11 protein-coding genes are annotated in these 15,477 nt (G+C 36.9%); 8 read left to right on the top strand and 3 right to left on the bottom strand.

From position 1 onward, the window contains the following. The first annotated feature begins 185 nt into the window (after positions 1-185). Both rpmB and AC4BBX_RS10795 read left to right on the top strand, forming a co-directional pair. Entirely contained in the window at positions 186-374 is a 189-nt protein-coding gene (gene rpmB / locus AC4BBX_RS10800; protein ID WP_490453827.1) for a 50S ribosomal protein L28, read from the top strand. 172 nt (positions 375-546) lie between these two features. Further along, positions 547-1,014 carry a hypothetical protein gene (locus tag AC4BBX_RS10795; RefSeq protein WP_490453826.1) on the top strand — a complete coding sequence of 156 codons (468 nt, stop codon included), beginning with the start codon at positions 547-549 and terminating at the stop codon, positions 1,012-1,014. Between the two features lie 154 nt (positions 1,015-1,168). On the opposite strand, the gene AC4BBX_RS10790 is transcribed toward AC4BBX_RS10795, so the two are convergent. After that, a complete protein-coding gene (locus AC4BBX_RS10790; protein ID WP_490453825.1) occupies positions 1,169-1,615 on the bottom strand; it encodes a GNAT family N-acetyltransferase in 447 nt (148 codons plus the stop codon). Positions 1,616-2,128: 513 nt separating this feature from the next. Between AC4BBX_RS10790 and AC4BBX_RS10785 the strand changes: the two genes are divergently transcribed. From AC4BBX_RS10785 to AC4BBX_RS10760, 6 genes are all read left to right on the top strand, one after another. Continuing rightward, a complete protein-coding gene (locus tag AC4BBX_RS10785) occupies positions 2,129-2,758 on the top strand; it encodes an NfeD family protein (protein WP_490453824.1) in 630 nt (209 codons plus the stop codon). Next, the gene (floA, locus tag AC4BBX_RS10780) at positions 2,758-3,759 is read left to right on the top strand and encodes a flotillin-like protein FloA (protein ID WP_490453823.1); all 1,002 of its coding nucleotides are present in this window, start codon (positions 2,758-2,760) and stop codon (positions 3,757-3,759) included. Before AC4BBX_RS10785 ends, floA begins: the two co-directional genes overlap by 1 nt. A gap of 5 nt (positions 3,760-3,764) precedes the next feature. Beyond that, on the top strand, positions 3,765-4,382 hold the full coding sequence (locus AC4BBX_RS10775) for a hypothetical protein (protein ID WP_490453822.1): 618 nt from the start codon (positions 3,765-3,767) through the stop codon (positions 4,380-4,382). A 418-nt stretch (positions 4,383-4,800) separates the two neighbouring features. Further along, the gene (locus AC4BBX_RS10770) at positions 4,801-7,407 is read left to right on the top strand and encodes a YfhO family protein (RefSeq protein ID WP_490453821.1); all 2,607 of its coding nucleotides are present in this window, start codon (positions 4,801-4,803) and stop codon (positions 7,405-7,407) included. Positions 7,408-7,621: 214 nt separating this feature from the next. Next, positions 7,622-8,173 (top strand): NADPH-dependent FMN reductase, encoded by a 552-nt coding sequence (locus tag AC4BBX_RS10765; RefSeq protein WP_490453820.1) that lies wholly within the window; start codon positions 7,622-7,624, stop codon positions 8,171-8,173. A 32-nt stretch (positions 8,174-8,205) separates the two neighbouring features. Then, a complete protein-coding gene (locus tag AC4BBX_RS10760; RefSeq protein WP_490453819.1) occupies positions 8,206-9,081 on the top strand; it encodes a VOC family protein in 876 nt (291 codons plus the stop codon). A 131-nt stretch (positions 9,082-9,212) separates the two neighbouring features. On the opposite strand, the gene AC4BBX_RS10755 is transcribed toward AC4BBX_RS10760, so the two are convergent. Further along, positions 9,213-10,655, bottom strand: coding sequence for a glutamate synthase subunit beta (locus AC4BBX_RS10755; RefSeq protein WP_490453818.1), 1,443 nt, complete (start codon positions 10,653-10,655; stop codon positions 9,213-9,215). Between the two features lie 69 nt (positions 10,656-10,724). Further along, on the bottom strand, positions 10,725-15,224 hold the full coding sequence (gene gltB, locus AC4BBX_RS10750) for a glutamate synthase large subunit (RefSeq protein ID WP_490453817.1): 4,500 nt from the start codon (positions 15,222-15,224) through the stop codon (positions 10,725-10,727). Positions 15,225-15,477 lie beyond the last annotated feature (253 nt).

The following is a 15,477-nucleotide window of genomic DNA, read 5'->3' as shown; positions in this document are numbered from 1 at the left end:
CACTCTCATTCGAATGCTGTAGTTGAAATTCTCGCTATATAACCTTGTATAATTTACAATGTTCTTATAAAAAAGTCAACAAATGGAGAAAAATATACTTGCAAACATTTCAAATTTATGATAAATTCATTTAGTATGAGCCGATTTTCAATGCTCCACTACCAAGGCAAAGGAGGAAATAAACAATGGCAAAAGTTTGCTACTTTACTGGTCGTAAAACAACTAGTGGTAATAACCGCTCTCACGCGATGAATGCTTCAAAACGTACAGTTAAACCTAACCTACAAAAAGTTCGCGTATTAATCGACGGAAAACCTAAAAAAGTTTGGGTTTCAGCTCGTGCTTTGAAATCTGGAAAAGTTGAGCGCGTTTAATAAACACACAGACTAAGACAACCGTTCGACTAGCGAACGGTTTTTTTCTGTCTAAAATGAGAACTCTACTATACATATAACTGTAACTTTTCTAAAAATATCAAATGATTTTGGATTTATAAGTTCGATTACCGCCTATAAGCAAAGCAATAGATACAGGAGTGGAAACGTAATGAAAAAATATATAACAACCGAACTTAATAAAGAAAATTTATATCCATTATTATTGAGCTATGTACTCAAAAAGTGTGACCGATTCAAAACAGTCATTCGAGCAGATATTTCATCAGATGAACAAACTGACGATACATTAAATCAAGCGCTGAATGAACTCCAACCATTTATCATAAGTAAAACAAAGGGAACAGAATGGTCCGTAAACGAAACAAGTGAGGGAAGTGTTGATATTTATACTTATCAATTCAATCACAAAACACTTTCTATCCTGCTGTCGTATACAGATGATTTTACCAACTGGCAAGCACCCAATTTTTTTGAAGATATTTCATTTTTTAGAATGAATAAAAATGAGTATATGTTAGGTGTTATCGGTCATGAAAACCTCTTGTTCTGGCAGCTGGATGAATTAGAATATCAAGTTTTACAAAATCTAGGAATCGAACTTTATTTAAATCAATAAGAAAAACGGACTGTAACATAAGTTGTTTAACAGTAAAATATTCGAACAATAAAAGATTGCTTTGATGGGCAATCATTCTATTTTGTTCGGATATTTTTGTTTCTACTTATCTTACAGTCCCTTTGATTTTTTTATTTGTAGTTTAACATGACACTCACATTAATTTCTTCAGTACAACCATTTCATTGTGGTCATTTAATCCTTGGGCTTCGTAACCTAAGCTTTCATACAGTCCCTTGGCTTGAACATTCTTTAAAGAATAACTAGTGTAAAGATGTGTATATTTATTTTCTAAACAAATACGTTGCTCAATTTTTTCCATAGCTTGTCGACCGTAACCTTTCCCTTGATGTTTTTTGTCAATCATGATTCGCCAAATTGTTATTGATTGCTCCTCGTCATCTACATCTAGCAGAGCAAAGCCAACTACTACACCATTGGCACAAATAGCATAAGGAAAGACATCGTTATTGTTACGATATAAATAACATTCAGCTAGACTGCGAACATTTGGCGCAACAAAACTTTGCTGTTCATCAGTTAATTCTAAATGAATTACCTGATAAAAATTTTCTTCGGTAATTTCTGTTAATGCAATCATTTTATCCTCCAATTACTTTCAGTATCATTTTTTACAACTCCAGTTTAAATAGGTTATTAGTCAGCCCAACCATACTTTCTTTCATTTGGGTACTTCTCTTCATTTCAAATCTTACTTCGTTATAAATTCTTCAATCAATTTTATTCAACTATACCATATATATTCATCAAAAATTGGCATGAGTTTGTTGAATACATACTTTTTGTAGACACTTCAAATAGTTACATTCAGTTATTCAGACTTTCGGAAATCTTGAATTCGATATAAACTAGTACTGTCTTACAAATCCCTACCAAAGTAATAACTTTGAAAGAAAAACTTTTAAGTTAGAGTTTTTTCTTTTTAACTAAGAATAATCACTACAAAAATATTTTATTAACCACGGCTTTTAAACTTAATATTTTATGATTTTTACAAAAATACCGATAATATACGGCTCTAGTAGTATGACAATGTTGTCGTAAGATGGTATCATTGTTATAGAAAGACAAATAAAGTAAAGGAGGTTATTCTATGGAAGGTTTATTACTTGCAGTTGGATTCATCGGCTTGACTTGTGCTTTATTAAGTCCGTGGACAAAGACTGGAACACTGGTAGCTCTTGTCAGTTTCTACTTCTATCTCAATGCTCTTGGTATTGATGATTGGATTCCATTCGCTTTGTTCACACTAGGTATTTTACTGATTGTCTTTGAATTTCTAATTCCAGATTTTGGTCTTATTGGAATTTTGGGTGGCATCTTGCTCTTCGCAGGATTATATCTTACCTCAGGGGGAAATTTATTTATAGCTATTCGAGATATGAGTATGGCTATTATCAGTTCCGCAGCAGTTGTCGTCTTTTTAGTCAAAAGCGGATATACTGCGGGTCGTCTCTCTAAATTTGTTTTAGATACAAATTTAGCAACCGATAACATTGCAGTTAGTGAAGAAAATCAAGTAATTTTATATCCTGGGCTTATCGGGGAAGCAAAAACACCCTTGAGACCCTCAGGAAAAGCTACTTTCGGAGGGGCTGACAGTCCTTTGTATGATGTATTGAGTGGAGAAGATTTAATTAAATCAGGTACTCCAATCGTCATCGAAAAAATTCAGGGTTCTAAAATTTTAGTAAGAAAACATAAAATGGAAGGTGATGTGTAATGGGTTATTATTTATCAGACGGTAGTATCATTGGCGTAGTCATTCTAGCATTCGTTGTTCTTTTTGTTCTATCTTTATTCCTACGCTTCGTACCAGTAGGATTATGGATTACAGCGTACTTCTCGGGCGTTAAAGTCGGAATTGGTACATTAATCGGAATGCGTTTAAGAAGGGTAAATCCTTCAAAAATTATTCAACCAATGATCAAAGCAACTAAAGCAGGCTTGGTTCTTTCAACAAACGAACTGGAAGCCCACTATTTAGCGGGAGGAAATGTCAATCGAGTGATTGATGCGTTAATTGCCTCTCAACGTGCGGACATTGATTTAGTTTTCGAAAAAGCAGCAGCGATTGATTTAGCTGGTCGTGACGTTTTCGAAGCTGTTCAAGTATCGGTAAATCCAAAAGTCATTGAAACACCTAAAATTGCAGCCGTAGCTAAAAACGGGATTGAAATTATTGTAAAAGCTAAAGTAACTGTTCGTGCCAATATTGAACGTTTAGTCGGTGGTGCCGGTGAAGACACTATCATCGCTCGTGTTGGTGAAGGGATCGTTACAACTGTAGGTTCTTCTGAAAAACATGCTGCCGTATTAGAAAATCCAGATTCTATCTCGAAAACTGTTTTAAGCAAAGGTTTAGATTCTGGAACAGCCTTTGAAATTCTATCGATTGATATTGCAGATGTTGATGTCGGTCGTAATATCGGAGCCCAATTACAAACGGATCAAGCAGAAGCGGATAAAAACATCGCTCAAGCCAAAGCCGAAGAGCGTCGTTCGATGGCGATTGCCGAAGAACAAGAGATGCGTGCACAAGTACAACGAATGCAAGCAAAAGTTGTAGAATCTGAAGCACAAGTACCATTAGCTATGGCTGAAGCTTTGCGTGCAGGAAAATTAGGCGTGATGGATTACTATAAAATGCAAAATATCGATGCTGACACACAAATGAGATCATCTATTTCTGATCAGGCAAATCCTACTAAAGAAAATGAGTGATCGTTATGTTTATACTAATAGGAGCTTTACTTCAATTAATTTTTACGTTGGCTCCACTGATTATCATTGTTATAGTTGTGGTTAGTATTCGACGAAACCAACGTAATCAAAGAAACGAGCAACAACGAAGAAGTGGTGATATTATGCGGTCGTCCCGTCAAATGCCACCAAATCAAACACGAACAGGTAACAATCCTCAAGTTGGGCAACGACGGAATACACAGCAAGCACAACGGAGAAATGCACCTGTTCAAGGAAAAGGTTTCTTAGAGCAAGTCAAGGAAGAATTCCAACAAGCTTATCAGGAAGATACAGCTAAACGGACTACTCCTACCCAAACAAGAACTCCTCAAAGAAATCAATTATCAATGGAACAGCGATTGCAACAAGAATGCACCAAACAAAGATTACAAGCAGAGCAAGCCGCTCGAAAACAACAACAAGATGTTACAGCTGCTTCACAAGAAATGCGTCCTCGGGAGATACGACCCAAGAAACGAATCATGGCTCCAATTAAAACCGTTGACAAAAAAGCTGCTGTTTCATTCAAAAAAAATCATCTTGTAGATGCGATGATTTACAAAGAAATCTTAGATAAACCATTAGCTTTACGAGACAAATAGAAAATACCGGATGGGAGCGGATGCTTTTGTCCGGTATTTTTTTAGTTTCTGAATATCCAAATTTTTTGATTATTTATCTTTAAAAAAGCCACATCTTTTAAATCAGTATAAGGCGTTTCAATCCAGCCACTAGAACCTAGTGGCAATAGCTCGTCTAGCAAGATGTTTTCTTAACCTGAGCGTATAACTGCTTGCAAAGCTGTTTCTTCTCTTTTTCTAATTCTTTCCATCCATTCGTGATCCACTTTTCCCCCTCCTCTTCATTATATATACAACACTTTTCGGGTATTTACTCACTTCTTTTGATAAAAAAACCTCTTTTTTAAGAATCATCTGAATCTCATTTTCTATTACATCTCTTTTACTTTTCTATGGTACACTTAATGCAGTATTTTTATCTAGACGAGGAGGCCTTTTCTTGACGGCAGCAAAAGATTTTTATCAAAAAAATAAAGCCTATCTGTTAGCTAGCTTTTTTATCCCATTTGGTATTATGGTATTTATTTATTTAACGATTGGCGTTTTTCCTGGCAGTAGTCGCAGTGTTTTAGCCAGTGATGCTTTTTCTCAATTTTCTAATTTCCATGCGAGTTTTCGTAATGTGTTGTTAGGGAAACAAAGTATTTTTTATACCTGGAATGCTTCATTAGGATTGAATTATCTTTCCATAATTTCTTATTATTTAGGTGGATTTTTTACACCCTTGGTTGTGTTCTTTCCAAATCAGTGGATGCCAGATGCTTTATATTTCATCACATTGATTAAAATTGGAAGTATTGGCTTGGCTTTTTGGTTTTATGCCAAACACACCTTTAAGATTCATCCTTGGCACCAAGTCACCTTAGCTGTGTCTTATGCCTTGATGTCTTTTGTCACTGCTCATTCTGAATTAATTATGTGGTTAGATGCCTTCATCTATCTTCCTTTAGTGATTTGGGGCATTGACCGCTTATTACAACTAAAAAAACCTAAACTACTATTTGTTAGTTATTTTATGCTCTTTTTTTCTAGTTTTTATATGGGCTTTATGATTGGTGTGTTTTCTGTTCTTTACTTCTTAGCCCAGTTATTCAGTCATTGGAAAGTTTATAAAAAAAGCATTCTTCCCTACGGAATCACTTCGCTACTTGCTGGTGGAGCGTCGATGATTATTATTTTACCTGCGGTTCTAGATTTACAGACCAATGGAGAAGCTTTGACCGAAATCACTAAATTTAAAACAGCTGCCACCGATTATTTAGACTTTTTCATAAAAAATATGATTGGTGTTTACGATACCACCAAATATGGTTCGATTCCTTTTATTTTCGTTGGCTTACTGCCTTTGGTTTTTTGTACACTTTACTTTTTAACTAAATCAATCTCCTTGAAATCAAAACTTGCTTATGCAGGAATTTTCGTTATTTTAATCGCCAGTTTCTATATTGTGCCACTTAATTTATTCTGGCATGGTATGCACGCACCGAATATGTTTTTATTCCGTTATGCCTACTTACTGTCATTCTTGATTGTTATGTTAGCTGGCTATGGTTGGGAGCAATTTAAACCTCGAGATCGCGGGAAAACACTCGCTATTCTTTGCTTGTGGATTGGGATGTTTTGCATCGCCTATGGTTTAATTCCTGGAGAAAGTTACGAATACGTCTCCTTGTTATCCTTTATTTTAACGATTACATTTTTGATTGTTTATAGTTTAATTTTTACTTTCTATCAACGAGGTCTATTTACTCAAAAACGTTTTGCTTTGTTTTTATTACTTTTCGTTTCACTAGAAATGACCTTAAATACAAATGGGATGATTCGTGGGATTTTAGATGACTGGAATTATGCTTCCCGTAGTTTGTACACAAAACCTCACAAAGATATTCGCAACTTGGTGGATACAACCAAAGAAGCCAATGATTCATTTTATCGTCTAGAAAATCTCGATCCAGTATCTGCAAATGATAGTATTAACTTTGGCTATAGTGGTGTCGGAATGTTTTCTTCTATTCGAAATCGACACTCTTCTAGCTATCTAAATCAACTAGGCTTTCGTTCGCGAGGAACAAACTTAAATATTCGTTATCCGAACAACACGATATTAATGGATAGTTTTGTAGGAATCAAATATAATCTTGCTAAACAATCAATCAACAAATATGGTTTTGAAGAAATTGATGCTTCTGGAGATTTTTTACTCTACGAAAACCAAAATGCTTTACCTTTAGGTTTCTTAGCTGATGCAAGTATTCACGAAATCGAACAATACCAAAACGATAATCTTGGTAGCCAAACGAATTTAATGAATGGACTTTCTGGCTTGGAAGAACAATTTTATCAATTTCAATCGATCCATGATATTGAGCTAAAAAATACAACCATTAAAAATGTCGGTAATCATACAACCTTTGAAGAAGAAGAGCCAAACATCGCTAAGGATATTACCTGGTCGGTGCATATTCCAGCAAATTCCCAAGCCTATCTTAGCTTGTATCCAACGAATTTTGGCCAATTAAAAAGTTCAACCGTTACTGTTTCAGTGAATGGTGAACAAAGAAAAACGCAAATTAATATTAATGGACAATATTACGATTTAGGCTATTACAAAGATGCCACGACTTTAGAATTTTCAACTAGTTTTTACGGAACAGAATCTATTTCTTTCCAAAATCCACAAGTGGTTACTTTAAATACCGAAGCCTATCAACGTATGATGGACACCATTCAAGAAAAGAGCGTTCCTCTTGTGACCGGTAAGCGTAGCGCTACCGCCACCATTACGACAGAGACCACACAAGAATTAGTGACGACAATTCCTTATGACGAAGGTTGGACAGCAAAAATCGATGGTAAAGAAGTACCAATTACCTCTTTCCAAGATTCACTTATTAGTTTAACGATTCCTGAAGGGACGCACGAGGTCACTCTTACTTACTTGCCACAAGGATTTGTAGCGGGTACTTACCTCTTTGTAGGATGTATGTTGTTGTTCTGGTTATTTAATCGAATCTATACTAAAAAAAATGAAGTTGTCTCAAATTGAGGCAGCTTCTTTTTTGATATTGTTTGCAAATTAAATAAAAAATAAATATAGAATAAAATTGGATGCTTGAATGATCGCTCAGACTACTCAAAATGCCTAGTCATCGATTCATTAAATAGCAATCTTCATTCTGAGCATTTTCTTTTACTTACAAAAAGTAAGAATGTATACTAAAGAATGTAAATAACAAAAAATAGATAAAGAGGTGTCCTATATGTTAAAAATTGGTATCATTCTAGGTAGCGTTCGCGAAGAAAGAAATGGTTTGGCTGTGGCAACATGGACGACAGAAAAAGCAATTGAATTTAGTAATCAAGAAGAAGTTCATTTTGAGTTAGTCGACTTAAAAAACTATGATTTACCTTTTTTAGGTAAAATACCTACAGCAGAACAAGCAGAGGCTATTCAAAATTGGTCTAAGAAAATCGCTTCATTTGACGGTTATATTTTCATCACTGCTGAATACAACCATGGCGTGGCGGGTACTTTCAAAAATGCATTAGATTTCTTAAAACCTGAATTTAAAGATAAAGCCGTCGCTTTTGTTGGTTATGGCGGTTTAGGTGCGGCTCGTTCAATCGAAAACTTACGTGTCATCGTTGCTGAACAAGGACTAGCTTCTACTCAACGAAACGTCAACTTTTCATTAATGACTGATTTCGAAAATATGTCTGTGTTTAACCCAGCAAGTTTCCATGAAGCAGAATTACAAGAGCTGCTTAGTCAATTAATTTCGTGGAGTAGTGCATTAAAATCCATTCGTTAATTCAATTTAGGACAAAAAGGACGGTGTTTTTTATGGCAAGTAAATTTCCTGAATTTCAGCTAGCAGCAACTACTCACCCAGGGACAGTCGCTTTAAAAGTTGCGAATTTAGAAAAAATGACACACTTCTATCAAGAGGTCATTGGTTTAACTATTTTACAAAAAAATTCTCAACAAACAGTTTTAGGTGTCACAACCGGACAACCTTTACTAATTCTCAATCAAGTAGATCATCCTCTACCTATCACACGTCAAACAGGTTTGTATCACGTGGCATTCTTATTGCCAGATCGACCATCCCTGGGAGATGCTTTGATCCATTATCTAACAGTTAATGCTCCTCTGTCTGGAGCCAGTGATCACGGATACAGCGAAGCCTTGTATCTAACTGATCCTGAAGGCAATGGGATTGAAGTCTATCGTGACAAACCAATGGATATGTGGGATATTCGTGATGATGGAGAAATCGTTGGGGTTACCAATGAAATGGATGCTAACGGGGTGGCACAGTCTGCAACTGGAACGTGGCAAGGATTTCCAGAAGGAACCAAAGTTGGTCACGTCCATTTAAAAGCGTCTGATTTAAATCAGACGGACAAGTTTTACACAGAAAGCTTAGGCCTCTCCCTTAAGTTAGATTTCGGTTCTCAAGCAAAATTTCTAGCAACAGGTACGTATCACCATCATGTCGGAGCAAATACTTGGACTGGACGTCACCTGCCTGCAATGTCAGCAAATGATTTAGGTTTGGATTATTATTCATTCTTTGTTGCTGACCAATTAGAATTAGACCGCATTGAAATGCATTGGAAAGAAAAATCACTGAATTTTGATAAAGATTCAGAAGCAAATCTTTGGATTACAGATCCTAGTGGCATTCAGATAAAATTTGAAATAGAACCAAAATAAAATACTGGAGCATCCTCTGTTAAAGCGATGCTCCAGTGTTTTTGCTATTTTAAAGAATGAATCCTCTAAATTGAATGCTAACAAACACAAAAAATGAGAAGGAACTTTTTATACAGTTCCCTCTCATTATTTTATTGATAACTTAACGCTCGTAAAGATTCATCAACTTTTTCTGCAGATAAACGACCTTCACGAATACCCCAAATAACTAAACTTGGTCCTCTTCGTGCATCACCGGCAACCATAATTTGTTCATTATTTGTTGTATAATCACCGTAAATTTCATCGATACCAAAAGAATCGAATAAAGAAGTTTCAGCTCCTAAAAAGCCCATCGCTAGTAAAACTAAGTCAGCTTTCATTACGTTTTCTGTTCCTTCAATCGGTTGGAAGTTGTTATCTACTTTAACTGTTTCAATTCCAATCAATTGTCCACGCTCTGCACCGATAAAGGCACTCGTAGAAGTTGAAAAAGTTGTCAATGGTTCTTTAAATAGATATTCCGCTTCTTCTTGTCCATACCCTTTACGACTTGTCATTGGGTATTCTGGCCAAGGATTTGTAGCTGCACGTTGACCTGGTAATTCTGGCGTAATTTCTAACTGTCTGACAGATGCTGCTCCTTGACGAATAGCTGAACCAATACAGTCATTCCCAGTATCACCACCACCAATAACAATTACGTGTTTACCTTCTAATTTACGACTTGTCGCTTTTTTACCATATTTCAAGACATCTTTAGTGACTTCTGTCAAATAATCCACCGCAAATTTAACGCCTCCAAGTTCACGACCAGGGATTTTTAAATCTCTAGGTACGCTGGCACCTGTCGCTAAAATAATTCGATCATACTCTTCTTGTAATTCTTCTGGAGAAATGTCTCTACCAATTTCAGTATTCGCAATAAATTCAATACCCAAATCCTGCATTAAATCAATTCGTCTTTGAACAATGTTTTTGTCTAATTTCATATTAGGAATTCCATACATCAACAAGCCACCGAAGCGATCGCTACGTTCGTAAACTGTTACTTGATGTCCCAATTGATTCAGACGCCAAGCTGCTGATAAACCAGCAGGCCCACTTCCAACTACCGCAACTTTAAAGCCTGTTTGATTTTCAGTCGGTAAGCCAGATTCTCTTACCCAATCATTTTCAAAAGCCGTATCAATGATAAAGCGCTCATTATCATGAATGGCTACTCCTGAACCATTTAAGGCTTCGGTACAGCCTTTTTCACATGGTGCTGGACAAACACGACCAGTCATTTCTGGCAATGGGTTCGTTCGTGCCAGACGCTCAAATGCTGCTTTATAACGACCTTTATAAACTAAATCATTCCACTCGGGAATTAAATTATCATTCGGACAACCAGAAACTGCTCGTTGGCCACCAAAAAATGAACCGGTATGACAGAATGGAATTCCACAGTTCATACATCGCGCAGCTTGTTCTTGTCTTTCCTCTTCAGGAAGAGGGATTTGTAATTCATTCCAATCATGAATTCGCTCTTTCACTTCACGATAGGGATTATCTTTTTTCGGGTATTTTAGAAAGCCAAATGGATCTGCCATTTTCCCTCACTCCTCACATTTTTTCTACTCTATTCGCATCTAATCATTTATTCAATGCGATTTCCATTTCTAATGTGCAGCACCTGCATCGTTAACCACCGGAATGGATAATTGTGTACCCACAACTGCTTCAAAAGCTTTGGTCAATACTTCTTCTTCAGTAAATCCAGCTTGACGCATTTCTTCAGTTGCATCTAGCATCTTGTGGTATTCTCTCGGATATACTTTAACAAAATGTTGTTTGTTTTCATCCCAGTCATTTAAGATTTCAGCAGCTTTTAGTGAATCCGTATAGCGAAAATGATTTTCAATCATTTCTTTCAAGACACTGTCATCTCCTGCTTCATCTAATTGGAAAATATCGACCATCTCTAAATTACATTTTTCAGCAAAATTTTTGTCTGGATCATAGACATAAGCGACTCCACCTGACATCCCGGCTCCAAAGTTCCGTCCAGTTTCACCTAAGATAACGGCTGTTCCACCAGTCATATATTCACAACCGTGATCGCCAACTCCTTCAACGACCACATTTGCTCCACTATTTCTTACACAGAAACGTTCGCCTGCTTTTCCTCTGAAATAAGCTTCCCCACGATTTGCTCCGAAACAAGCAACGTTACCAACAATTGTCGAATTTTCGACATCGTAGCCTGCATCTTCAGGAGGAACAATAATTAGACGACCGCCACTCAAACCTTTTGCCACATAGTCATTGGCTTCACCAATTAATTTTAATTCCATTCCTTGAACAGTAAAGGCGCCAAAACTTTGTCCGGCAATTCCGGTATAAGTGTAGTTCAACAAACCTGGTTTAAGTGTATAATTACCAAATCTTTCAGCAATCCAACCACCCATACGGCCACCAACTGTTCGTTGTACGTTATTGATTGTTTGTTTAACAGTTGTTTGTTGATTAGCATCGATAGCTGCTGTTGCATAACTATCTAAATCTTTCCATTGACGTTGATCTAAGAACGGATCAATAGATTTACGTTCGATACCTAATTCTGAACCAATGATTTTTGAGAAGTCTAATGATTTGGCCTTACCTTTTGCGACAAAACGTGGAGCCAAGCATTCCGCATGTCCAATCATCTCATCAATGGTTTTAAAGCCTAGTTCAGCCATCACTTCTCGTAAGTCTTCTGCTAAAAACATCATCGCATTAACCACGTGTTCTGGTTTACCAGCAAAGAATTTACGCAATGCTGGATTTTGAGTCGCTACACCTACTGGACAAGTATTCAAGCTACAAACACGCATCATGACACAACCGACAGCAACTAAAGCTAAAGAAGCAAAGCTGTATTCTTCTGCACCTAATAAAGTAGCAATCGCAATATCGCGACCGGTCATTAATTTCCCATCAGTTTCTAAAGTCATCCGTTGACGTAAATTATTCATCAGCAAGGTTTGATGAGCTTCTGCCAAGCCCATTTCCCAAGGTAAACCGGCATCACGTACCGCAGTTCTTGGAGAGGCTCCTGTTCCACCATCATAACCTGAAATAACTACAACATCTGCCCCTGCTTTAACTACCCCAGTTGCAATTGTTCCAACTCCCGTACTAGAAACCAATTTAACATTGATTTTTGCATAAGGATTAACAGTTTTTAAATCGTAAATTAATTGAGCTAAATCTTCAATTGAGTAGATATCATGATGAGGTGGCGGAGAAATTAATTGTACTCCTGGTGTCGAACCACGAATTTCAGCTACCCAAGGGAAAGCCTTATTCGCTGGCAACTGTCCACCTTCACCTGGTTTTGCTCCCTGCGCCATTTTGATTTGTAATTCTTCGGCACTCATCAAGTATTCAGCATTCACACCAAAACGCCCTGAAGCAACCTGTTTGATTTTACTATTGAAGTTTCGACCATCCGGTGTTGGTTTAAATCGTTCTCGGTGTTCGCCACCCTCACCACAATTGGATTTAGCGCCAATGCGGTTCATACCTTCAGCTAGACATTTATGAGCTTCTTCACTTAATGAACCATAAGACATCGCACCAACTTTAAATCGCTTGACAATGGTTTCCGCTGGTTCTACTTCATCTAATTCAATGGAAGGACGTTGTTTTTTGAACATCCACATAGAACGAAGGGTGGTTGGTGATTCTAAAGCTTCTTCATTCATTTGCTCAGCATATGCTTTGTACAACAGATAATCTCCTGAACGCACTGCCTTTTGGAAATTGTAAATGGTTTTAGGATTGTATAAATGATGCTCGCCATCTGCTTTATATTGGAAACTACCACCAGAAGGTAAGTAATCATTGCTTTTCTCTCCAAAAGCTGACTCATAACGGGCACTGTATTCTTTTTCAATTTGATTCAAGGACAAGCCGCCGATTCTTGAAGCTGTACCCGTAAAGTACGGATCAATTACCGCTTTAGAAATCCCTACTGCTTCAAATAATTGTGCGCCATGGTAACCAGCAACCGTCGAGATTCCCATCCGCGACATTACCTTGATAATGCCTTTTTCACAACCTTTACGGTAGTTTTCAATCTTATCTGCCATACCAAAATGTTCAATTGTTGCATAAGCACCATAAGGATGGACACCACTTGCTCCATAGCCAACTAAAGTAGCGTAATGATGAATTTCGCAAACTTCTGCGGTATCCACTACAATTGAGGCCTGTGCCCCTTTTCTTTGTCGCACTAAATAGTTATATAAGCCAGAAACCGCAAGTAAAATCGGAATCGGACGTTTCCCTTTAGTCGCGCCACGATCACTTAAAATGATAATCGTTGCCCCCTGGTCAATCTTAGCTTCTGCTTCACGGAACAAACGATCTAAGGCATGATACAAACCATTTTGTTGAGTATCAGAATAATCATATAGGATAGATTGTGTTGCTGTTTTTTGATTTTTTTGTTTTAAGCGTTGAATTTTCATAAATTCTTTTGTACTTAAAATCGGACTATCAATTTTTAATTTGCGACAATTTAGTTCTTGATCTTTTTCAATTTCACCATCTCTACCAAGAAACAGTTCTGTACCAATCACCATTTTTTCACGAATCGCATCAATCGGCGGATTCGTTACTTGGGCAAATTGTTGTTTAAAGTACGTGAACAACGATTGAGGTCTCTCACTCAATACCGCTAATGGAGAATCAAATCCCATGGAAACAATTGGTTCTTCTCCTTTTTCCGCCATTGGTAAAATCAGGGTTCGAATCATTTCATCTGTATAACCAAACATTTTCCAAAGTGTTAATAGTTCCCCTTCAGAAAAACTTAGATCTTCACTTACTTCTGATAGCTTATCTAAAGTCAATAATTGTTTATCTAACCATTTTTGATAAGGATGAGCTTGCGCGTAGTGCTCTTTAATTTCATTGTTATGGCGAATAGTTCCTGTTGTCGTATCAACTAAGAACATATTTGCAGGACCTAATACCCCTTTTTCAACAATCGTTGCAGCTGGTAAATCAACAACTCCAGATTCAGATGCAACCACTACAATTCCTTCATCGGTAATCCAATAACGAGAAGGACGCAAACCGTTTCTATCAAGAGTTGCTCCAACCATTTTTCCGTCAGTGAAACATAAAGCTGCTGGACCATCCCATGGAGCCATAAAACTAGCATTGTATTCATTAAAAGCAGTCAATTCAGGTGAAAGTTTAGCCGCTTCTGACCAAGCTTCTGGCACCATCATCATTAAGGCTTGGGGAATATCTCGTCCATTACGATACAAGTATTCCATACAGTTTTCTAATTTAGCGGAATCTGAGTTTTCCTCATCGTACATCTCAATTTGATGTCCGTGCATCCAGTTTTCTGCTCCTCGCAAAGTATTAATCTCACCATTGTGAGCCAAGAAGCGGAAAGGTTGCGCACGATTCCAACTAGGAAAAGTATTGGTAGAGAAACGAGAGTGAGTTAAGGCAATACTGGTCTCCATTTCAGGATCTTGTAAGTCTGTAAAAAATAGACCTACCTGGTAGGCATGTAACATCCCTTTATAGACAACCGTTTGACTAGATAAACTACAAATAGATAATTCATCGGTTTCATAATTTTTTTCTAAACTTCTACGCAAATGATACAAGCGATCTTCAAATTCACGGTCTGTTTTGCAGTCAATCGGTCTTTCGATAAATAATTGTACAAAACTTGGCATCACTTTTTGCGCTCCCGGTCCGCAATTGTAGAAAGCATATGGAACATCTCTTTCCCAAATCACACGGAATCCGGCATAACTAATATCTTTGGTGATTGATTTTTGAAGTGACAATTTTTCTTCTTTATCTTTCGGTAAAAAAAGCATACCGACTGCATAATTACTTTTTTCAGGCAAAACAATCGATTCTTTTTCGGCTTCTTTTCTTAAAAAGCGGTCAGGCATTGCCATCAATATTCCCGCACCATCTCCAGTATCTGGTTCTGCACCTGTTCCGCCACGATGATTCATTCTTTCTAACATAGTCAACGCATACTCGACTAATTTTCTAGAAGCTTTCCCATTTCTTTGGGCGATAAATCCCATACCGCACGCATCTTTTTCAAAGGAAGGATCATACATCGTCTGTTTCATATTTAATTGTTCCATATAAACACCTTCTTGTTTTCTGAATAGTCTGAAAATTACAGTTATAAAAAAATCTCACTAGAGAGTTCTCTTCTATAGTGTAAGATTATATCACACATTTTTTAGTTAAAAAAGAATAAAACTCAAAAAAGCAACCTATTTTCTAAATTTTTTTCAAACAAAAGACACTAAAATTTTATTTATGTTACATTTCCTAACATTTATGATTGACAAGAAAAAAAAGTATTGGTATAGTTCCAATATATTTGAAAGG

The sequence above is a fragment of the Enterococcus sp. AMC1157 genome (genome assembly GCF_058216555.1).
Note: the sequence above shows the minus strand (reverse complement) of the source record. Positions and strands in the feature narration are given on the sequence as shown.

Bases quoted from the DNA above. Each gene is read 5' to 3' on its own strand.
- rpmB (WP_490453827.1), top strand. From the start codon at position 186: ATGGCAAAAGTTTGCTACTTTACTGGTCGTAAAACAACTAGTGGTAAT.
- AC4BBX_RS10795 (WP_490453826.1), top strand. From the start codon at position 547: ATGAAAAAATATATAACAACCGAACTTAATAAAGAAAATTTATATCCA.
- AC4BBX_RS10790 (WP_490453825.1), bottom strand. From the start codon at position 1,615: ATGATTGCATTAACAGAAATTACCGAAGAAAATTTTTATCAGGTAATT.
- AC4BBX_RS10785 (WP_490453824.1), top strand. From the start codon at position 2,129: ATGGAAGGTTTATTACTTGCAGTTGGATTCATCGGCTTGACTTGTGCT.
- floA (WP_490453823.1), top strand. From the start codon at position 2,758: ATGGGTTATTATTTATCAGACGGTAGTATCATTGGCGTAGTCATTCTA.
- AC4BBX_RS10775 (WP_490453822.1), top strand. From the start codon at position 3,765: ATGTTTATACTAATAGGAGCTTTACTTCAATTAATTTTTACGTTGGCT.
- AC4BBX_RS10765 (WP_490453820.1), top strand. From the start codon at position 7,622: ATGTTAAAAATTGGTATCATTCTAGGTAGCGTTCGCGAAGAAAGAAAT.
- AC4BBX_RS10760 (WP_490453819.1), top strand. From the start codon at position 8,206: ATGGCAAGTAAATTTCCTGAATTTCAGCTAGCAGCAACTACTCACCCA.
- AC4BBX_RS10755 (WP_490453818.1), bottom strand. From the start codon at position 10,655: ATGGCAGATCCATTTGGCTTTCTAAAATACCCGAAAAAAGATAATCCC.
- gltB (WP_490453817.1), bottom strand. From the start codon at position 15,224: ATGGAACAATTAAATATGAAACAGACGATGTATGATCCTTCCTTTGAA.